We start from the raw sequence: 19,870 nt of genomic DNA on the forward strand, positions 1-19,870 counted from the left end.
TCAAGGGTTTCCGTAAGCGCTCTCACACGACGCGCGCGCATTGCTGCGGGCCCGACGCGATGGATCGCTCGGTAGACTGACGGGGAATATCGCGCTTTCACCGACGAGTTGCGCATGGTGAGCACGAACAAAGGACAGAAGAGCATGACTGCACTGCAGGACTGGCTCAGTTACAGCCCGGTCACCCCAGACTCGATCAAGGCGGTGATCCGCGACGCCTGGCGAGGGCTGACCATGGACGACACCACCGACGACAACCCCGTGATCGACGACCTCGTCGCCGAGCCTCAGCTGATGGGCCGCGGACTCGAGCGCTGCTGAGGCTCGAGCTCCGGTTCGTCGGCATGCTGATCGCGACCGCTGATCAGTAGCCCGAGGAGCGCCCCGACCACGCACACCACCGCGGTGATCGTGAATATTTCGCCGTACTGCAGCACATAGGCTTGGCGCACCCGCAGCGCCTCTGCTGCCAGCCGCTGCGCCAGCGTGTCACCCCCAGGGCTGGCCGGCAGGCTGGCCAGGTGCTGGTTGAACCGGTACAAACCCCACGCCGAGAGCGCGGCGATACCGATCAGCATGCCGATCATGCGGGCCACCACCACGGCGGCCGAGGCGATACCGTGCTGTGCCGCGGGCACCACCCGCAGCGTGGCCGAGGTCAGCGGGCCGATCACGAGACCGAGGCCGACACCGGCGATGACCAGGTCGGTGTCGAAGGTCGGCAGCTGCACGACACCCAGGTCGTGGTGGGCGCTCAGGACGTTCACCGTCCACTTCGACACCAGCCAGTACCCGGCCGCGGCGATCAGCAGCCCGACGAAGACCACGATGCGATCGCCCGCCTTGGTGGCGATCCATCCGCCCACCAGCGCGCCGACCGGGAGCGCGCCGAGGAACCACACCAGCAGGAAGACCGCCTCCTGCTGTTCCTTGCCCAACACGCCCTGGGCGAACAGCTCGATGTTCACCAGCGTGACCATCAGTGCGGCACCCGCGCACAGCGACGCGCCGAGACCCGCCAAGAACGGTCTGAAGCGGACTCCCGCGGGGTCGATCAGCCGTGTTGTGGCGAATCTCTCCCAGGCGAAGAAGGCCGCCGCGGCGACTGCTGCGGCGATCAGCACGGGTAGGCCATAGCTCGGCAGCACCTGCTTGCCGTCCGGGGCCTGGTTGTACATGCCGACCACGGCGAGGCCGAGCGCGACCGCGAGCAGCAACCCGCCCACGACGTCGACCTTTTCCTTCGGCCGGTCCTTGTCCGCGGCCGGCAGGCTGAAGTGGATCATCACCATCGCCACCGCGGCGAGTGGCACGTTGACCCAGAAGACGGCCTGCCAGTGCGTGAACACCGCCACCAGGGCCACGCCGTAGAGGGGGCCGAGCACACTGCCCAGCTCCTGGGCGGCGCCGACACCGCCGAGCACCGCGGCCCGGTTGCGGCTGGCCCACAGATCTGCCGCCAGCGCCAGCGTCACGGGCAGCAGAGCGCCGCTGGCGGCGCCCTGGATGGCGCGGCCTATCACCATCATCGTCAGGTCGGTCGACAGCGCGGTGACGATCGAGCCGACGGCGAAGCCGGCGAGACTCACCTGGAGCAGCAGCTTGCGTCCGAACCGGTCCGAGGCCCGGCCCAGCAGCGGCATCGCCGCGATGTAGCCGAGGAGATAGCCGGTGATGATGGGGGTGACGCGCTGGATCTGATTGATGCCGATACCGACGTCGAACATGATGTCGCGGATCACCGAGACGACGACGTAGGTGTCGAGCGCTCCGAGCATGACCGCGAGGCCGCCGGCGGCGATCGCGACGTTGCGATTCGCCGCGGGAGCGGAGTGCCCGGGTGTGCTCTGCATCACACCGCTGGCTTGTCGACCGTCACCGGCTCACCCCACTTCGACAGCGTCATCGTCACGCTGTTCCCCGGAGTGGGTTCCAGGCGGGCCTGCATCAGCTCGTGGTTGCCGTCCTCGGCGACCCACGCGGTGCCCGGCACGGGGCCCTTCGCGGCGATCTGCGGCGCGATCTTGTTCACGGCGTCGGCGCGCACGTTGCCGGTGATCCGGACGGTCTTGACACCCTCGATCGTCTCGCGGCCTTCGGACTTCGCGTCGGAGAAGTTCGCCAGCACGTTGGCCAGGCCGTTGTCGGGGCTCAGGATCGCGGCGACGTCGTAGATGTCGGCGGCCGGCCCGAAGTTCGAGAGGCTGCCCCCGGCGGTGATCGCGGCGTAGAGGTCACCGTCGGAGACCACGAACTCGACGCCCTGCAGCTTCTGGCCCAGGAACACGATGTCGGCGGTGCCCTTGGCGGCCACGGCCGGCTTCTGGGTCAGGTCACCTTCGAGGGATTCCACGGGCAACTCGGCGATCTGACCCTGTACGGCGAGCTTGAGATGCGCGCTGGACTGGGCTTTCGTGGTGTCGGCCGACTCCCGCAGCAACGTGGTGGCATCCGGTAGGTCGGTCCCGGAATCCTGGGACGATGAGCCGGAGCACCCCGCGATGAGGGTGACGACAGCGAAGAGGGCGGCGACGAGCGCCAAGAGGCGGGTCTGCATGCCTGCATCGTAGAGGGTGCGCCGCGCAGGGACCGTTCGCCGGTGGGCCTAGGCTGGACAGGTGTTCACCGGAATCGTCGAAGAACTGGGCGAGATCGTCGGCAGGGAGGACCTCGGCGATGCCGCACGTTTGGTCATTCGTGGCCCGATCGTGACTTCAGATGCCGGACACGGGGATTCGATCGCCGTAAACGGGGTCTGCCTGACCGTGGTCGACGTGCTGGCCGACGGGTCGTTCTCGGCCGACGTGATGGCCGAGACGTTGAACAGGTCCAGCCTGAACGGCGCGGACGTCGGCACCCGGGTGAATCTGGAGCGAGCAGCGGCGGTCAGCAGCCGGCTCGGCGGCCACATCGTGCAGGGACACGTCGACGGCACCGGCCACATCGTGTCCCGCACCCCCTCGGAGCACTGGACGGTCGTGCGGATCGGGCTGCCGGAGACGCTGTCGCGCTACATCGTCGAGAAGGGGTCGATCACCGTCGACGGGGTCTCGCTGACGGTGTCTGGACTGGGCCCCGACTGGTTCGAGGTGTCGTTGATCCCTACCACGCTGGACCTGACGACGCTGGGGCGCGCCGAGGTGGGAGCGCCGGTGAACCTGGAGGTCGACGTCATCGCGAAGTACGTCGAGCGGCTGATGACGCCCACGAAGAATCCGGACGGCGAGTAGGTCGAACGGGCGGGAAGCGGGCGCGACTGCCCGAAGCGCCCGTACGTGGCGAACGTCACGACAGGCGATGACGCGCGGACCTCGCTCAGGCGGGCAATAACGCGGGCTGTCGCGTGGTTCATACTGAACGGGACATACGTGGTTTCCCGTGTGGGGACCGGCAAGGTGGTGAGGATGACGAGGCTGGATTCGGTCGAGCGTGCGGTGGCCGACATCGCCGCAGGCAAGGCCGTCGTCGTCATCGACGACGAAGACCGGGAGAACGAAGGCGACCTGATCTTCGCCGCCGAGAAGGCCACCCCCGAACTGGTGGCGTTCATGGTGCGCTACACCTCCGGCTACCTCTGTGTCCCGCTCGACGGGGAGATCTGCGACCGCCTGGGCCTGCTGCCGATGTACGCGGTCAACCAGGACAAGCACGGCACCGCCTACACGGTCACCGTCGACGCCAAACACGGTGTCGGAACCGGTATCTCGGCATCGGATCGGGCGACCACGATGCGGTTGCTCGCCGATCCGACCGCGGTGGCCGACGACTTCACCAAGCCCGGCCACGTCGTTCCGTTGCGCGCCAAGGACGGTGGGGTGCTCCGCCGCCCCGGGCACACCGAGGCCGCTGTCGACTTGGCCCGGCTGGCCGGCCTGCAGCCGGCCGGCACGATCTGCGAGATCGTCAGCCAAAAAGACGAGGGCGCGATGGCCCAGACCGACGAGCTGCGGATCTTCGCCGACGAACACGACCTCGCGCTGATCTCGATCGCCGACCTGATCGAGTGGCGGCGCAAGCACGAGAAGCACATCCAGCGGGTCGCCGAAGCCCGCATCCCGACCCGACACGGCGAGTTCCGTGCCGTCGGCTACAGCAGCATCTACGAAGACGTCGAGCACGTCGCCCTGGTTCGGGGTGACATCGCGGGTCCCCACGAGGACGGGCACGACGTGCTGGTCCGCGTGCATTCGGAGTGCCTGACCGGTGACGTGTTCGGCTCGCGCCGGTGCGACTGCGGGCCGCAACTCGACGCCGCGCTGGCGATGGTGGCCCGGGAGGGTCGCGGGGTGGTGCTGTACATGCGCGGTCACGAGGGCCGTGGCATCGGCTTGATGCACAAGCTGCAGGCCTACCAGCTGCAGGACGCCGGCGACGACACCGTCGACGCTAACCTCAAGCTCGGTCTGCCGGCCGACGCCCGCGACTACGGCACCGGTGCGCAGATCCTGGTCGACCTCGGCGTGCGGTCCATGCGCCTGCTGACCAACAACCCGGCCAAGCGCGTCGGACTCGACGGCTACGGCCTGCACATCATCGAACGTGTGCCGCTGCCGGTGCGGGCCAATTCCGAGAACATTCGCTACCTGATGACCAAGCGGGACCGCATGGGCCACGACCTGGTCGGACTCGAGGATTACGACGAGGCGCTGCCCGGCGACATCGGCGGCACCAAATGAGCCCTGCGGCAGGCGTTCCCGACATGCCGGAGCTCGACGCATCCGGTCTGTCCCTGGCGATCGTCGCGAGCACCTGGCACGAGACCATCTGCGATGCCCTGCTCGAGGGTGCCCGCCGCACCGCGGCCGAGGCCGGGATCACGGACCCGACCGTGGTGCGGGTGCTCGGTGCCATCGAGATCCCCGTCGTCGCGCAGGCGCTGGCCAGGACCCACGACGCCGTGGTCGCCCTCGGCGTCGTGATCCGCGGCGAGACCCCGCATTTCGACTACGTGTGTGACGCGGTGACCCAGGGTCTGACCCGGGTGTCGCTGGATGAGTCCACTCCCGTCGCCAACGGCGTGCTCACCACGAACACCGAGCATCAGGCCCTCGACCGCGCCGGGCTGCCCGAGTCGGCCGAGGACAAGGGTGCGCAGGCCGCCGCGGCCGCACTGTCGACCGCTCTGACGCTGCATCGGCTCGCCTCGCCGTCATGAGCGCCGGCGGTCGGGACAACCCGGAGTGGGATGTGGAGGTCAAACCGCACCTCACCCCGAAGTTCGCGTATGCCGCCGCCGTCGTGATCGTCGCCGCCCACGTGATCGTGGGGGCGCTGCTCAAGGTCGGGACGACAGGTGTCATCTTCCGGACCGCCGACCAGGTCGCCATCGCCGCGCTCGGCGTGGTGTTCGGTGCCGCGGTCTGCCTGTTCGCGCGGCCTCGGCTGCGGGTGGGGCCCGCCGGCGTCGCGGTCCGAAACCTGTTCGGCTACCGGGTGTTCGACTGGAGCGTGGTGCGCGGCCTGTCGTTTCATCGGGGTGCCCGTTGGGCCCGGCTGGACCTGCCCGACGACGAGTACGTGGCGGTGATGGCGATCCAGGCTGTCGACAAGGAGCGAGCTGCGGACGCGATGGACAGTGTCCGCGCCGCGATGCAGCGCTACGAGAGCGGCCGGCGCACCGGGGACATCAACCGCCGTCACCCATGACCGCACCCTCCCGGCGCGGATCGGCCCCGCCGACCCACCCCGGGCCGGCGCGCACGATCGCCGAGAGCCCGCTGGACTGATCGGCGATGTCGACCTCGTGCCCGAGGTCGCGCAATCCGGTGACCAGCGGGTCGTGCCGGCCGTCGTCGGAGATGTCGACGACGGGATGCTCGCCGCCGACGTTCGTGGTGGGGGAGTTGGCAGCCCCGAAATCGACCATCGAGACGGCCTGCTGCGGGTCCAACCCCCAATCGAGCATGCCGACAAGCGTTTTCACGACGAATTGGATGATCGTCGAGCCGCCCGGAGAGCCGGCCACCGCGTACAGCGGACCGCGTGCCCCGCCGGCGTCGGTGTCGAACACCAGCGTGGGAGCCATCGTGCTGCGGGGACGCTTGCCCGGTGCCACCCGGTTGGCGACGGGCGCGCCGTCGGGCGCAGTCGGCTCGGCGGAGAAGTCGGTGAGCTGATTGTTGAGCAGGAAACCGTCGACCATGTGGAACGAGCCGAACGCCGATTCGATCGTGGTGGTCAGCGAGGCCGCATTGCCCTGTGCGTCGACGACGCCGATGTGGCTGGTGCCGTGTTCTGGGACGGGCGGCGCCAGCGCCGCGGGCGGCCCGAACTCACCCGGCTTCGCCGTTCCCATCGTGCGATCGGGAGAGACCAGCGCTGCGCGACCGGCGAGGTAGTCGGCCGCCAGCAGGGCGTTCGGTGAGCCGCCCGGCAGCGGCACGAAGTCGGTGTCGGCGACGTAACGGTCGCGGTCGGCGTAGGCCAGCCGTTCGGCCTCGGCGATCAGATGCACCCCCTGCACGGTCGGACGGCCCCCGTCTCGGTCGACGTCGGTCGGGCGGAGCGAGGCCATGTCGAAGTGGGAGAGCACGCCCAGCGTTTCGGCCACCGCGATACCGCCCGACGACGGTGGGGGCATCCCGCAGATCTGCTTGCCGCGGTACGGCGTGCACAGTGGTTCGCGGATCCTGGTGCGGTAGCCGGCCAGATCCGCGGTGGTCATCAGGCTCGGGGTGCGTCCGCCCGCGGTGTCGGCCGCGGCGGCGACGATGTCCCCGGCGATCGGTCCGGTGTAGAGCGCGGCCGGATCGGTGGCGATCGCCCCCAGCGTCTTGGCGTACGCCGCATTGCTGAGTCGACCCGACTTCGGGGAGCCGTCGGGCTCGAGGAAATAGTCGGCCGACGCGGCGTCGATCCGCAGCTTCGGGGCGGCATCGGCGATGGCCGCCGCCAGCCGGGGGCTGATCTGGAACCCGTCGTCGGCGAGCCGGACCGCGGGGCCGAACAGGTCTCGCCACGGGGTGCGGCCGTGCTGGGCGTGCACGTCGGCGAGCATGCGCACGATGCCGGGCACTCCGATCGAGCGGCCCGAGGCGCGGGCGTCGGGTGTGGGCGCTGTCCTGTCGGTGTCGGATACCCAGCGCAGGTAGTTCTCGGTGGCCGCCGCCGGCGCGGTCTCTCGCCCGTCGAACGCCTGCACCGAATTGGCGGCCGCGTCGTAGTACAGCAGGAAGCCACCCCCGCCGATGCCCGAGGACTGAGGCTCGACCAGGCCGAGGACGGCCTGGGCGGTGACCAGGGCGTCGGCCGCCGTGCCGCCGTCGCGCAGCACTTCGCACGCAGCTCGGGTGGCCAGCGGGTTGGCGGTGGCAACCGCATAGTGGTCCGTGTGCACCGCGGCCATCCCGGTGCGGTAACCGGTCGCGGTCTCCGGCGCGGACTCGTCGCGACCGCCCCGCGGCTTGGTCACGGGCGTGCCGTTGCTCACGATTGCGCACGATCCCGCGGGCGCGGCTGACGCCTCAGGGGCGGTGCAACCGGCGCAGACCAGCACAGCCGCCATCAGAAGGATCAGCATCCGGGTCGACGTCACGGTCGGCAGCGCCACCTCGTCGCTCTACCCCGTCGGGCCGTCGCAGTAACCTGGGTCCGTGCCGGATCCCGCGACATACCGACCTGCTCCCGGGTCGATTCCCGTGGAGCCCGGCGTCTACCGATTCCGTGATTCGCATCGCCGGGTCATCTACGTCGGCAAGGCCAAGAGTCTGCGCAGTCGGCTCAACTCGTACTTCGCCGATCTGTCGGGGTTGGCGCCGCGTACCCGGCAGATGGTGACGACGGCAGCCAGCGTCGAGTGGACTGTGGTCACGACCGAGGTCGAGGCGCTGCAGCTCGAGTACAACTGGATCAAGGAATTCGATCCGCGGTTCAACATTCGCTATCGCGACGACAAGTCGTATCCGGTGCTGGCCGTCACGCTGAACGAGGACTACCCGCGGCTCAAGGTGTACCGCGGCCCGCGCCGCAAGGGCGTCCGCTATTTCGGGCCGTATTCGCATGCCTGGGCGATCCGCGAGACGCTGGACCTGCTCACGCGGGTGTTCCCGGCCCGCACGTGTTCGAACGGAGTGTTCAAGCGGCACAGCCAGATCGGTCGGCCGTGTCTGCTCGGCTACATCGACAAGTGCTCGGCGCCGTGCGTCGGGCGGGTCAGCGCCGAGGAGCACCGCCAGATCGTCGCCGACTTCTGCGACTTCCTCGCCGGCAAGACCGATCGGCTGATCCGCGAGATGGAACAGCAGATGAATGCCGCGGCGGAGGACCTCGACTTCGAGCGGGCAGCCCGGCTGCGCGACAACATCGGCGCGATGCGCCGGGCGATGGAGAAGCAGGCCGTGGTGTTCGGGGACGGCACCGACGCCGACGTGGTCGCGTTCGCCGACGACGAGTTGGAGGCCGCCGTCCAGGTGTTCCACGTGCGGGGTGGCCGGGTGCGCGGCCAGCGCGGGTGGGTGATCGAGAAATCCGGTGAGCCAGGCGAATCCACGCTCGAGTACCTGGTCGAGCAGTTCCTCACCCAGTTCTACGGCGACCAGGCCGCGCTCGGCGGCGCCGCCGACGAGGGCGGTGACGAGACCACCAACCCGGTACCCAAGCAGGTGCTGGTGCCGGTTCTGCCGGAGACGGCCCCGGAATTGGAGACGTGGTTGTGCCAGCTGCGCGGGTCGCGGGTGTCACTACGGGTCGCCCAGCGCGGGGACAAGCGCGCGCTGGCCGAGACGGTGCAGCGCAACGCCGAGCAGGCGCTCAACCAGCACAAGCTCAAGCGTGCCGGCGACTTCACCGCCAGAAGTGCTGCGCTGCAGAGCATTCAGGAAGCGCTGGGGCTCGAGGATGCGCCGCTGCGCATCGAGTGCGTCGACATCAGCCACGTGCAGGGCACCGACGTGGTGGCCTCGCTGGTGGTCTTCGAGGACGGCCTGCCGCGCAAGTCCGACTACCGGCACTACGCGATCCGCGAGGCCGCCGGGGACGGGCGCTCCGATGACGTCGCGTCGATCGCGGAGGTGACCCGGCGCAGGTTCCACCGCCACCTGCGCGACACCGAGCAGCCCGGCGACTTCTCCGCAGTGTCTGATGTCGCCGCCGGAGCGGCTCCGGAAGGCAAGCCGCGACGTTTCGCCTACCCGCCGAACCTCTTCGTCGTCGACGGCGGCGCCCCGCAGGTCAACGCCGCAGCGGCGGTACTCGAGGATCTCGGCGTCACCGACGTCGCGGTGATCGGGCTGGCCAAGCGTCTCGAAGAGGTGTGGGTACCGTCAGAACCCGATCCGGTGATCATGCCCCGCAACAGCGATGGGCTGTACCTTCTGCAGCGGGTCCGCGACGAGGCGCACCGGTTCGCGATCAGCTATCACCGCAGCAAGCGGTCGAAGCGGATGACGGCGTCGGCGCTGGATTCGGTACGGGGACTGGGGGAGCATCGGCGCAAGGCGCTGGTGACGCACTTCGGTTCGCTGGCGCGGCTGCGTCAGGCGTCGGTGGAGGAGATCACCGCGGTGCCCGGCATCGGCGTGGCCACGGCCGCGGCCGTGCTGGAGGCGCTGGGCGTGACGGCCGACGAGCCGGCACAGGACGCGGCTGCTGAACAGCACGCCGGCCAGCACATCGAGCAGCACACTGAACAGCACGCGGGGGCGGCGCCCATCGACGATGATCGACACACGGTGACGGGATGACAGAAGCGGGCATGGACAGCGAAACGGGCGGAATCGACGTGGTGTTGGTGACCGGTCTGTCCGGAGCCGGTCGGGGCACCGCAGCCAAGGTCCTCGAAGATCTCGGCTGGTACGTGGCGGACAACCTGCCGCCGGAGCTGATCGCGCGGATGGTCGACCTCGGGCTGGCCGCGGGCTCACGGATCACCCAGCTGGCCGTGGTGATGGACGTGCGGTCGCGCGGCTTCACCGGAGACCTGGCCGGGGTGCGCAGCGAACTGGCGGCCCGCGACATCACCCCCCGGGTGGTGTTCCTGGAGGCGTCCGACGACATGCTGGTGCGCCGTTACGAGCAGAATCGGCGCAGCCATCCCCTGCAGGGCAACCAGACCCTGGCCGAGGGCATCGCCGCCGAGCGGGCGCTGCTCGCCCCGGTGCGGGCCACCGCCGACCTGGTCATCGACACGTCGTCGCTGTCGGTCCACGGCCTGCGGGAGAGCATCGAGCGGGCCTTCGCCGCCGAGACAGTCGCCAACACCAACGTGACCGTCGAGTCGTTCGGCTACAAGTACGGGCTGCCCATGGACGCCGACACGGTGATGGACGTGCGGTTCCTGCCGAACCCGCACTGGGTGGACGAGCTGCGCCCGCACACCGGGCAGCATCCTGAGGTTCGCGACTACGTCCTCGGCCAACCCGGCGCCGTGGAGTTCCTGGACTCCTACCATCACCTGTTGGACGTCGTGATCGACGGATACCGGCGGGAGGGGAAGCGCTACATGACCGTGGCCATCGGCTGCACCGGGGGTAAACACCGCAGCGTCGCGATGGCCGAGGCGCTGGCCGACCGGCTGCAGGACACAGCGCTGACGGTGCGCGTCCTGCACCGGGATCTGGGGCGCGAATGAGTGTGCGCATCGTCGCGCTGGGCGGTGGGCACGGGCTGTATGCCACCCTGTCGGCGGCGCGGCGCCTGACCCCGCACGTCACCGCGATCGTCACGGTGGCCGACGACGGCGGCTCTTCGGGCCGGCTGCGCAGCGAGCTCGACATCGTGCCTCCGGGTGATCTGCGAATGGCGTTGGCGGCCTTGGCATCTGACAGTCCGCACGGTCGGCTGTGGGCCACCATCATCCAGCACCGCTTCGGCGGGAGCGGTGCGCTGGCCGGACATCCCATCGGCAATCTGATGCTGGCCGGCCTCAACGAGGTGCTCGCCGACCCGGTGGCCGCACTCGACGAACTCGGTCGCATCCTGGGCGTCAAGGGTCGGGTGCTGCCGATGTGCCCGATGGGCCTGAGCATCGAGGCCGACGTCGCAGGCCTGGAGTCCGACCCGAGGGTCAGCCGCGCGATCCGCGGGCAGGTGGCGATCGCGACGACCGTCGGGAAGGTGCGCAGAGTCCGGCTGCTGCCCGGTGATCCGCCGGCCACCCACCAGGCCGTCGACGCGATCATGGACGCCGACCTGGTGGTGCTCGGGCCGGGGTCGTGGTTCACCAGTGTGATCCCGCACGTCCTGGTGCCCCAGCTGGTGGCTGCCCTGCAGAGCACCACCGCGCGGCGTGCCCTGGTGCTCAACCTGGTCGCCGAGCCCGGCGAGACATCCGGATTCTCCGTGGAGCGCCACATCCACGTGCTCGCGCAGCACGCGCCCACCTTCACGGTCAACGACATCATCGTCGACTCGTCGCGAGTCCCCAGCGACCGTGAGCGCGATCAACTGCGCCGCACCGCGACCATGCTGGAGGCCCGCGTCGAGTTCGCCGACGTGTGCCGACCTGGTACACCTTTACATGACCCCGCGAGGTTGGCGGCGGCGCTGGAAGGCGTGCTGCAACGGCGCGCAGAAGGGGCCGCGGAAGGGGGCTCAGAAGGGGGCTCGGAAGGGGGCACAGCACCCACCGGCACACCGCATGCGGTGCCCACACCGACAGTGAACCGACCGAGAGGTGACGACCCGTGGCGATGACAGCCGAGGTCAAGGACGAACTCAGCAGGCTCGTGGTGAATTCGGTCAGCGCTCGGCGCGCCGAGGTGGCCGCGCTGTTGCGCTTCGCGGGCGGCTTGCACATCGTGTCGGGGCGTGTCGTGGTGGAGGCCGAGGTGGACCTCGGCATCATCGCGCGCCGGCTGCGCAAGGACATCTACGACCTGTACGGCTACCACGCGGTGGTGCACGTGCTCTCGGCCAGCGGTATCCGCAAGAGCACCCGGTACGTGGTGCGCGTCGCCAAGGACGGGGAGGCGCTGGCGCGCCAGACGGGTCTGCTGGATCTGCGGGGGCGCCCGGTGCGCGGCCTGCCGGCGCAGGTGGTCGGCGGCAGTGTCGCCGACGCCGAAGCTGCTTGGCGCGGAGCGTTTCTCGCGCACGGTTCGCTGACCGAACCCGGTCGGTCGTCGGCGTTGGAGGTGAGCTGCCCCGGCCCGGAAGCGGCGCTGGCGCTCGTCGGTGCCGCCCGCCGGCTCGGGGTGAGCGCGAAGGCGCGTGAGGTACGGGGCAGCGACCGGGTGGTGGTCCGCGACGGCGAGGCCATCGGTGCGCTGCTGACCCGGATGGGAGCCCAGGACACCCGGTTGACCTGGGAGGAGCGCCGGATGCGCCGCGAGGTGCGCGCGACGGCCAACCGGCTCGCCAACTTCGACGACGCGAACCTGCGCCGGTCCGCCCGCGCCGCGGTCGCCGCGGCCGCCCGGGTCGAGCGGGCGCTGGAGATCCTGGGCGACACCGTGCCCGACCATCTGGCTGCCGCGGGCAGTCTGCGCGTCGCGCACCGGCAGGCCTCGCTCGAGGAGCTGGGCCGGCTGGCCGACCCGCCGATGACCAAAGATGCTGTGGCAGGACGTATTCGGCGGTTGCTGTCGATGGCCGACCGCAAAGCCAAGATCGACGGTATCCCCGACACCGAGTCGGCGGTCACGCCGGATCTGCTCGAAGACGCCTGAACCGCCTGGATCTAGCGTTCGAGTAGGTGCTCCAGCGTCGCCCGGTCGATCGCATCGAACTCGTGGTCCTCGACGTGCATGTAGTGACGCACCCGGTTGACGAAGTCGTTGATCGAGGCGTTGAACGCGTCGGTGGCCGCGTTGCGCTGATCCAGGGACAACGCGCTGGTGATCTCCTGGGCGAACGCGGTGTAGATGACGCGTTGCGCGCTGTCGGCGATGTCGCTGGGCGCCACCAGTCGCAGCTCGGTCAGCAGCGTGATCGCGCGCTTGACGTCGTCCTCGAGCACGCCGGTGGCGCGCACCACCCGAAACAGCACGGCCAGCCGGTCCATGTTCTCCGGGATCGACGGATCGGACTCGCGGGCCAGCGCCAGGAATTCGTCGCGGTCGGTGGTGCGGGCCAGCCGCTTCGTCATCTCCGCCCACTCCGCGGAGAGCTGCTTGAGTCCGGTGCTCGCCACCGAGATCTCCGTCATCGCGGCCACGAACCGGATCGTCGTCTCCCGCAGCAGGTCGAACCGTTGCCGTTCCTCGTCGTGACGGCTCTGCCGCTCGTGGGTCTTCTTCGCCGTCCAGTACGTCGCGATTCCGCCCACCATGGTGCCGAGCAAGCTGGCTGAGGCGGTGATCGCCGGGATCACCCAATCGGTCATGATCGGCAGTATCGCTTTCGCTGCCCCAGCGCGGCGGGCATCTGGCGACACGCGCTCCACACCAGCAGCCCCGCCTGGATGCCCAGGGCGATCGAGATCATCGAGATCAACGTGACCCCGACGGCGTCGGAGCTGTCGTTGCCGATCAGCTCGGTGACGCCGATGAAGCCCAGCGAACCGGGAACCAGCAGCCAGAACCCGGGTAGCAGCAGTGTGGCAGCCGAGGGTGTGTTCGGGCGGCGCGCCACGAACAGGGCGCACAGCGCCAGGGCCAGCCCACCCCCGAAGCCGCTGGCGTAGCTGCCCAGTGCCGCGTTGCCGGCGAGCTGGCCGGCGTAGGAGACGAACAGGATCACCAGCATCCAGCCCATGAAACGGGTCGGCGGGCCGTGGTAGAGGAAGAGGCCGACGGCATAGAGCGCGCACCCGGCCCACGGTGCCCACGGCCCGAAGCGGTCCACCACCGCCACGCTGAGTTCGCTCGCGGTCAGCCCCACCACCTGGGCGGCGATCAGGATGCCGAACGCCAACTGCGCCAACCGCATTGCGCCGGATATCAGCCGGGCCGAGCCCGAGATCATGTCGCGGGTGCTCAGTTCGATGACCGCCAGCGTGATCGCCGTGCCGGGCAGGAACATCACCAGGGAGGGCGCCAGCGCCCGCAGACTGCCCTCGCCCAGATGCAGCAGCCGGCCCAGCGTGAACGAGCACAACGCCACGGTGAACGCGGCGAGCACGGGCAGCAGCTGGGTCAGCGGCTCGCTGCGGCGGGCCAGCACGCCGGCCACCCCGACGCCGAACCCGAACAGCGTGGCCGCGCCGAGCGCCACCAGGTTGGGCTGCAGGATCAGGGCGAACGCCGCACTCTGCAGCGTGTAGCCGACCACGAACGCCCACGGGCCGAAGCGGGACTCCATCGCGTCGATGCGGGCGAGCTCGGCCAGGCCGGCCGCCGGGTCGATCTCGGCGCCCCGAGCCTGCCCCACCAGTGTGGCCAGCGGGAAGGTCTGGTCGAAGCGCACCTCGTGCTGGGCGCTCGACATCTCCAGCGAGTCCCCGCCGCTGAGCTGAATGTGGTTGGGCAGCAGCAGCATTTCGCCGTCCACCCCGTAGTTCCCGGCGCAGGTCGCCAGCGTCTGGCGCACGGTTCCGATCGGATACCCGGCCGCGATCATCGCCGCGCCCAGCCGGGCGAGAAACAACGTCGGGCTGGCCGGCTGCTGTGTCGGTTCGTCTCCCACCGGGCGGACAGTAAACCCCCTACGGTGGGTTCATGGGCACATTGCGGGCGGGTCTGGCCGGACCGTACCCACCCTTCACCTCCGATGACGGCGGCTTGGACGCCGAGTTGGTCCTCGCGCTGGGGGAGCGACTCGGCGACGACGTCGTCATCGAGACCCTCGACGACGTCGCCGACGGGCTGGCGCGGCTGCGGGCCGGCGACTACGACGTCCTGCTCGGCGGGCTGGCGGTCACCGACGATGCCGGCGTCGAGTTCTTGGCGCCGTACGTGATCACCGGGAACGGGCTCGCCGTGAACACCCGCCGGCTGCCGCACGTCCACGCGGTGGCCGACCTCGACGGCCTGACGGTACGCGGCGGCGACCGCGCCGGCCTCGAGGCCGCGGTCGCCGACCTGGAGTCGGGCGCCTGCGATGCGCTGATCGCGCTGGCGCCGGTCCTGGTTCGGTTGGTGCGCGACGTGCCCGACGTCGAGGTGGTGGCGCGCGGGCTGTCCGTGGAGGAGATCGCGGTCGCCGTCGCGGCGGAGAACACCGCGCTGATGGCCCGCCTGCAGGTGGCGCAGGCCGAGCTGGAGGACGACGGCACGCTGCAGAAGCTGCGCCGGAAGTGGCTGGGCAATCCGTACGTCGACCAGGCTGCGGCGGTGCACTAGAGCAGTCCCGGGGCAACCGCGCGCACGCACAACCCCACGCACTAGGCTGGTCGCGAGCATTCCACGACCGAGAACGACCGAGTAGGAGACTGACGTGACGATCCGGGTAGGCGTGAACGGTTTCGGCCGTATCGGGCGCAACTTCTTCCGCGCTCTGGACGCGCAGAAGCAGGCGGGTAAGAACACCGACATCGAGATCATCGCTGTCAACGACCTCACCTCCAACGCGACGCTGGCTCATCTGCTGAAGTTCGATTCGATTCTCGGCCGGCTGCCCTACGACGTCAGCCTCGAGGGCGAGGACACCATCGTCGTCGGCGACACCAAGATCAAGGCGCTCGAAGTCAAGGAAGGCCCGGCCGCGCTGCCCTGGGGCGACCTCGGTGTCGACGTCGTCGTCGAATCCACCGGCATCTTCACCAAGCGTGACAAGGCTCAGGGCCACCTCGATGCCGGCGCCAAGAAGGTCATCATCTCGGCGCCCGCCAGCGACGAGGACATCACGATCGTGCTCGGCGTCAACGACGACAAGTACGACGGCAGCCAGAACATCATCTCCAACGCGTCGTGCACCACGAACTGCCTCGGCCCGCTGGCCAAGGTCCTCAACGACGAGTTCGGCATCGTCAAGGGCCTGATGACGACGATCCACGCCTACACGCAGGACCAGAACCTGCAGGACGGCCCGCACGGCGATCTGCGCCGCGCCCGCGCCGCCGCGATCAACATCGTGCCGACCTCGACCGGCGCGGCCAAGGCCATCGGCCTGGTGCTGCCCGAGCTGAAGGGCAAGCTCGACGGCTACGCGCTGCGCGTGCCGATCCCGACGGGTTCGGTCACCGATCTCACCGCCGAGCTGGCCAAGCCGGGCACCGTCGACGAGATCAACGCCGCGATGAAGGCCGCCGCGGACGGACCGCTCAAGGGCATCCTGAAGTACTACGACGCGCCCATCGTGTCCAGCGACATCGTCACCGACCCGCACAGCTCGCTGTTCGACTCGGGTCTGACCAAGGTCATCGACAACCAGGCCAAGGTGGTGTCCTGGTACGACAACGAGTGGGGCTACTCCAACCGTCTGGTCGACCTCGTCGGCCTGGTCGGCAAGTCGCTGTAACTCGATGAGTATCAAGTCCCTTGAAGACCTGCTCGCAGAGGGAGTTTCGGGGCGGGGCGTGCTCGTGCGCTCCGACCTGAACGTCCCCCTCGACGGCGACACCATCACCGATCCGGGCCGCATCATCGCCTCGGTGCCGACGTTGAAGGCGCTCAGCGACGCCGGCGCGAAGGTCGTCGTGACCGCGCACCTCGGCCGCCCCAAGGGCGAACCGGATCCGAAGTTCTCGCTGAAGCCGGTGGCTGCGGCGCTGGCCGACAAGCTCGGTCGGCACGTCCAGCTGGCCGGTGACGTGGTGGGTAGCGATGCGCTGGCCCGCGCCGAGGGCCTGACCGACGGCGACATCCTGCTGCTCGAGAACATCCGCTTCGACGCGCGGGAGACCAGCAAGGACGACTCCGAGCGGCTGCAACTCGCCAAGGCGCTCGTCGAACTGGTCGGTGATGACGGCGCGTTCGTCAGCGACGGTTTCGGCGTGGTGCACCGCAAGCAGGCCTCGGTGTACGACGTCGCGACGCTGCTCCCGCACTATGCCGGCACGCTGGTCGACACCGAGGTCAAGGTGCTCGCGCAGCTGACCGATTCGACGCAGCGGCCCTACGCGGTGGTGCTGGGCGGGTCGAAGGTGTCGGACAAGCTCGCGGTGATCGAGAACCTCGCCACCAAGGCCGACAGCCTCATCATCGGCGGCGGCATGTGCTTCACCTTCCTTGCCGCACAAGGGCTTTCGGTCGGCAGCTCGCTGCTCGAGGAGAGCATGGTCGAGACCTGCCGCAAGCTGCTGGACGACTACGGCGACGTATTGCACCTGCCGGTGGACATCGTGGTCGCCGAGAAGTTCTCGGCCGATTCGCCGGCCGAGACGGTGGCGGCCGACAAGATCCCCGACGACAAGATGGGCCTGGACATCGGGCCGGAGTCGGTGAAGCGGTTCGCGGCGCTGCTGTCCAACGCCAAGACGGTCTTCTGGAACGGTCCGATGGGCGTCTTCGAGTTCCCGGCGTTCGCAGCGGGCACCAAGGGTGTGGCCGAGGCGATCATCGGGGCGACCGGCAAGGGCGCGTTCAGCGTCGTCGGCGGCGGCGACTCGGCCGCCGCGGTGCGCCAGCTCGGATTGCCCGACGACGGTTTCTCGCACATTTCCACCGGCGGCGGCGCGTCGTTGGAATACCTTGAGGGCAAACAACTGCCCGGTATCGAAGTCCTTCAGTAGTTCTCGACTAGGAGACCTCCACCATGTCCCGTAAGCCGCTGATCGCCGGCAACTGGAAGATGAATCTGAACCACTTCGAAGCGATCGCGCTGGTGCAGAAGATCGCTTTCTCGTTGCCGGACAAGTACTTCGATCGTGTCGACGTGACGGTGATCCCGCCGTTCACCGATCTGCGGAGCGTCCAGACGTTGGTCGACGGCGACAAGCTGCGGCTCACCTACGGCGCCCAGGACGTCTCCCAGCACGACTCGGGCGCCTACACCGGTGAGATCAGCGGGGCGTTCCTGGCCAAGTTGGGCTGCAGTTTCGCCGTCGTCGGGCACTCGGAGCGGCGCACCTACCACCACGAGGACGACGCGCTGGTGGCTGCCAAGGCCGCGGCCGCACTCAAGCATGGGCTGACCCCGATCGTCTGCATCGGTGAGCCGCTCGAGGTGCGCGAGGCCGGCGATCACGTGGAGTTCAACGTGACGTCGCTGCGCGGCTCACTGGCCGGGCTGTCCGCCGAGCAGATCAGCAAGACCGTCATCGCCTACGAACCGGTGTGGGCGATCGGTACGGGCCGGGTGGCTAGCGCTGCCGACGCGCAGGAGGTGTGCGCCGCCATCCGCAAGGAGCTCGGGGAGCTCGCCTCGGCGGAGATCGCGGCGGGCGTGCGGGTGCTTTACGGCGGTTCGGTGAACGCCAAGAACATCGGCGAGCTCATCGGACAGGGCGATGTCGACGGTGCACTGGTCGGCGGGGCCTCGCTGGACGGGGAGCAGTTCGCCACCCTGTCGGCGATCGCCGCCGGCGGCCCACTGCCCTGATCGGCCATCGGCGCCCTGTAGTCTGGCTGCCATGGAATTGGCCCTGCAGATCATCCTGGTCGTGACCAGCGTGCTGGTCGTGCTCTTGGTTCTGCTGCACCGCGCCAAGGGCGGCGGTCTGTCCAGCCTCTTCGGTGGCGGCGTCCAATCCAGCCTCTCGGGCTCCACCGTGGTCGAGAAGAACCTGGACCGGTTGACGCTGTTCATCACCGGCATCTGGGTGGTCTCGATCATCGGCATGGCGCTGCAGATCAAATACAGCTAAACCAGCGCGCGGAGCACCCCTTCGGCGGCTCGGCGCCCGCTGACCAGCGCACCCTGAATGGACGCGGTGTCGCGGTGATCGCCGCACACCCACAGCCCCGATGGATCGCGCACCTTCTTGCGCACCACCAGCGGCGGCAGCTGAGGCGGCAACGCGTCGGGCACGACATGCCTGATCACCGGCTGCCAGTCCGCCCCGGTGAAGCCGAGGATCGTCGCCGCATGGGCGCGCATCTGGTCTTCGGTCGGCTCGGGCCGGCCCGGCCCGAACAGCGCTGACGCCGCGATCAGATGCCGTCCCGCCGGTGCATAGCTGGGCGCCGCGGCGCTGATGACCGCGGTGTTGACCACCGGTCCGGTCGCGCCGGGCCTGCCGTCCACCCAGAGCATGGGCGGACCCTGCCACGGTTGGTCGGTGGCCCACCAGTCGGTGACGACGCCGTGCATGGTGGCGGAGACGCCGCCGATCCACTGCGCGGCCTGCGGCGCGTCGGTCGCCACCACCACCTCGCGGGCCTGCACGCGGCTTCCGTCGTCGGCCGTCACCTGCCAGCCGGAACCCACCCGTGCGATGTCGACCACCCGGCGCTGCAGTGCCACGCGCTCACCCAGCGGGGCGGCCAGCTGGCGGGGGAGCGCCGCCATGCCTCCGGCTGGGAGTGCGGGCACCCCGAGCGCGAACGTGCGCACCAGCAGCAACGCGAACGCGTTCGACGTCGCCCCGGAGTCGTCGAGCACGACCCCGGACAGGAACCGATCGATCACCCGACGCAGCTCGCCAGAGACGCCGCTGCGGTCCAGTGCGGTCACCAGTGAGGTGTCGCCGCCCCGCTTCAGGTGCCCCGGCCGCAGCGCCCCGTGCGCCCAGCGCGTCAGCGCCACCACATCTTTCGGCGCGACCGCGCGGCGGGCCAGCATGCCCGGTAGACGCGACGGCGCCCGCAGCGGATGCGCCAGCACCACATCACCGCGCTCCCGGCGCACACCGACTCCCGCGCCGAACGGCTGCAGCCGTAGCGCGGCCACGTCGACGCAGCGATTCAGCTCCGGGTAGGCGGGGTTGAGCACTTGGAAGCCGCGATCGCAGCGGAAGCCGTCGACGACGTCGGTGCGAATCCGGCCGCCCACGTCGTCGGCGGCGTCCCACACCTGCACCTCGCGCCCCGCATCAGCGAGCACCGACGCGCACCGCAAGCCGGCCAGACCGGCGCCGACGACCACGACCTCGGCTTCGGTGGCTTCGCTGGCGCTCATCCGGCCACGCTACCGTGCTCGCCGTGCGTCCCCCTGTGGCTACGTCGATACTGGG

General features: G+C 69.5%; 20 protein-coding genes. 14 read left to right on the forward strand and 6 right to left on the reverse strand.

Annotated elements, in window-relative coordinates; all coding sequences use genetic code 11:
* Positions 1 to 144: 144 nt before the first annotated feature.
* Entirely contained in the window at positions 145 to 321 is a 177-nt protein-coding gene (locus ACZ50N_RS11495; RefSeq protein ID WP_162938494.1) for a hypothetical protein, read from the forward strand.
* Here ACZ50N_RS11495 and ACZ50N_RS11500 read toward each other — a convergent pair.
* Both ACZ50N_RS11500 and ACZ50N_RS11505 read right to left on the reverse strand, forming a co-directional pair.
* Entirely contained in the window at positions 288 to 1,853 is a 1,566-nt protein-coding gene (locus ACZ50N_RS11500) for an MFS transporter (protein WP_133414380.1), read from the reverse strand. The genes ACZ50N_RS11495 and ACZ50N_RS11500 overlap by 34 nt on opposite strands.
* Entirely contained in the window at positions 1,853 to 2,557 is a 705-nt protein-coding gene (locus ACZ50N_RS11505) for an LppX_LprAFG lipoprotein (RefSeq protein ID WP_048422145.1), read from the reverse strand. Before ACZ50N_RS11505 ends, ACZ50N_RS11500 begins: the two co-directional genes overlap by 1 nt.
* A gap of 61 nt (positions 2,558 to 2,618) precedes the next feature.
* Between ACZ50N_RS11505 and ACZ50N_RS11510 the strand changes: the two genes are divergently transcribed.
* The 4 genes from ACZ50N_RS11510 (at position 2,619) to ACZ50N_RS11525 (ending at position 5,646) form a co-directional block, all read left to right on the forward strand.
* Complete coding sequence (locus ACZ50N_RS11510) at positions 2,619 to 3,230, forward strand: riboflavin synthase (protein WP_464475408.1); 612 nt, start codon at positions 2,619 to 2,621, stop codon at positions 3,228 to 3,230.
* 174 nt (positions 3,231 to 3,404) lie between these two features.
* Complete coding sequence (locus ACZ50N_RS11515; protein ID WP_046361972.1) at positions 3,405 to 4,676, forward strand: bifunctional 3,4-dihydroxy-2-butanone-4-phosphate synthase/GTP cyclohydrolase II; 1,272 nt, start codon at positions 3,405 to 3,407, stop codon at positions 4,674 to 4,676.
* The gene (gene ribH / locus ACZ50N_RS11520) at positions 4,673 to 5,155 is read left to right on the forward strand and encodes a 6,7-dimethyl-8-ribityllumazine synthase (RefSeq protein WP_464475409.1); all 483 of its coding nucleotides are present in this window, start codon (positions 4,673 to 4,675) and stop codon (positions 5,153 to 5,155) included. Before ACZ50N_RS11515 ends, ribH begins: the two co-directional genes overlap by 4 nt.
* Entirely contained in the window at positions 5,152 to 5,646 is a 495-nt protein-coding gene (locus ACZ50N_RS11525) for a PH domain-containing protein (RefSeq protein WP_464475410.1), read from the forward strand. The genes ribH and ACZ50N_RS11525 overlap by 4 nt, the downstream gene beginning before the upstream one ends.
* Here ACZ50N_RS11525 and ACZ50N_RS11530 read toward each other — a convergent pair.
* Positions 5,627 to 7,504, reverse strand: coding sequence for a gamma-glutamyltransferase family protein (locus ACZ50N_RS11530; RefSeq protein WP_464475623.1), 1,878 nt, complete (start codon positions 7,502 to 7,504; stop codon positions 5,627 to 5,629). The two genes, ACZ50N_RS11525 and ACZ50N_RS11530, sit on opposite strands and share 20 nt — an antisense overlap.
* A gap of 88 nt (positions 7,505 to 7,592) precedes the next feature.
* Here ACZ50N_RS11530 and uvrC point away from each other — a divergent pair, with 88 nt between their 5' ends.
* Genes uvrC through whiA form a run of 4 tightly spaced genes read left to right on the forward strand, consistent with a single transcriptional unit; the run spans position 7,593 to position 12,605 of the window.
* Positions 7,593 to 9,680 (forward strand): excinuclease ABC subunit UvrC, encoded by a 2,088-nt coding sequence (uvrC, locus tag ACZ50N_RS11535; RefSeq protein ID WP_464475411.1) that lies wholly within the window; start codon positions 7,593 to 7,595, stop codon positions 9,678 to 9,680.
* On the forward strand, positions 9,677 to 10,567 hold the full coding sequence (gene rapZ / locus ACZ50N_RS11540; protein WP_236693855.1) for an RNase adapter RapZ: 891 nt from the start codon (positions 9,677 to 9,679) through the stop codon (positions 10,565 to 10,567). Before uvrC ends, rapZ begins: the two co-directional genes overlap by 4 nt.
* A complete protein-coding gene (yvcK, locus tag ACZ50N_RS11545) occupies positions 10,564 to 11,631 on the forward strand; it encodes a uridine diphosphate-N-acetylglucosamine-binding protein YvcK (RefSeq protein ID WP_048422142.1) in 1,068 nt (355 codons plus the stop codon). The genes rapZ and yvcK overlap by 4 nt, the downstream gene beginning before the upstream one ends.
* Positions 11,628 to 12,605 carry a DNA-binding protein WhiA gene (gene whiA, locus ACZ50N_RS11550; RefSeq protein ID WP_110797908.1) on the forward strand — a complete coding sequence of 326 codons (978 nt, stop codon included), beginning with the start codon at positions 11,628 to 11,630 and terminating at the stop codon, positions 12,603 to 12,605. Before yvcK ends, whiA begins: the two co-directional genes overlap by 4 nt.
* A gap of 11 nt (positions 12,606 to 12,616) precedes the next feature.
* Here whiA and ACZ50N_RS11555 read toward each other — a convergent pair whose 3' ends face one another.
* A complete protein-coding gene (locus ACZ50N_RS11555; protein ID WP_046361923.1) occupies positions 12,617 to 13,261 on the reverse strand; it encodes a hypothetical protein in 645 nt (214 codons plus the stop codon).
* A complete protein-coding gene (locus tag ACZ50N_RS11560; protein ID WP_464475412.1) occupies positions 13,258 to 14,502 on the reverse strand; it encodes a threonine/serine exporter family protein in 1,245 nt (414 codons plus the stop codon). The genes ACZ50N_RS11555 and ACZ50N_RS11560 overlap by 4 nt, the downstream gene beginning before the upstream one ends.
* A gap of 32 nt (positions 14,503 to 14,534) precedes the next feature.
* Here ACZ50N_RS11560 and ACZ50N_RS11565 point away from each other — a divergent pair, with 32 nt between their 5' ends.
* The 5 genes from ACZ50N_RS11565 (at position 14,535) to secG (ending at position 18,562) form a co-directional block, all read left to right on the forward strand.
* The gene (locus ACZ50N_RS11565) at positions 14,535 to 15,158 is read left to right on the forward strand and encodes an ABC transporter substrate-binding protein (protein WP_464475413.1); all 624 of its coding nucleotides are present in this window, start codon (positions 14,535 to 14,537) and stop codon (positions 15,156 to 15,158) included.
* Between the two features lie 94 nt (positions 15,159 to 15,252).
* The gene (gene gap / locus ACZ50N_RS11570) at positions 15,253 to 16,275 is read left to right on the forward strand and encodes a type I glyceraldehyde-3-phosphate dehydrogenase (RefSeq protein ID WP_046361925.1); all 1,023 of its coding nucleotides are present in this window, start codon (positions 15,253 to 15,255) and stop codon (positions 16,273 to 16,275) included.
* Between the two features lie 4 nt (positions 16,276 to 16,279).
* Positions 16,280 to 17,488, forward strand: a complete 1,209-nt coding sequence (locus ACZ50N_RS11575) for a phosphoglycerate kinase (RefSeq protein WP_464475414.1) — start codon at positions 16,280 to 16,282, stop codon at positions 17,486 to 17,488.
* 23 nt (positions 17,489 to 17,511) lie between these two features.
* A complete protein-coding gene (gene tpiA / locus ACZ50N_RS11580) occupies positions 17,512 to 18,297 on the forward strand; it encodes a triose-phosphate isomerase (protein WP_046361927.1) in 786 nt (261 codons plus the stop codon).
* Positions 18,298 to 18,328: 31 nt separating this feature from the next.
* On the forward strand, positions 18,329 to 18,562 hold the full coding sequence (secG, locus tag ACZ50N_RS11585; protein ID WP_046361928.1) for a preprotein translocase subunit SecG: 234 nt from the start codon (positions 18,329 to 18,331) through the stop codon (positions 18,560 to 18,562).
* On the opposite strand, the gene ACZ50N_RS11590 is transcribed toward secG, so the two are convergent.
* The gene (locus ACZ50N_RS11590; protein WP_464475415.1) at positions 18,559 to 19,815 is read right to left on the reverse strand and encodes a flavin monoamine oxidase family protein; all 1,257 of its coding nucleotides are present in this window, start codon (positions 19,813 to 19,815) and stop codon (positions 18,559 to 18,561) included. The two genes, secG and ACZ50N_RS11590, sit on opposite strands and share 4 nt — an antisense overlap.
* Positions 19,816 to 19,870: the final 55 nt, after the last annotated feature.

The organism is Mycolicibacterium obuense, from assembly GCF_055397605.1.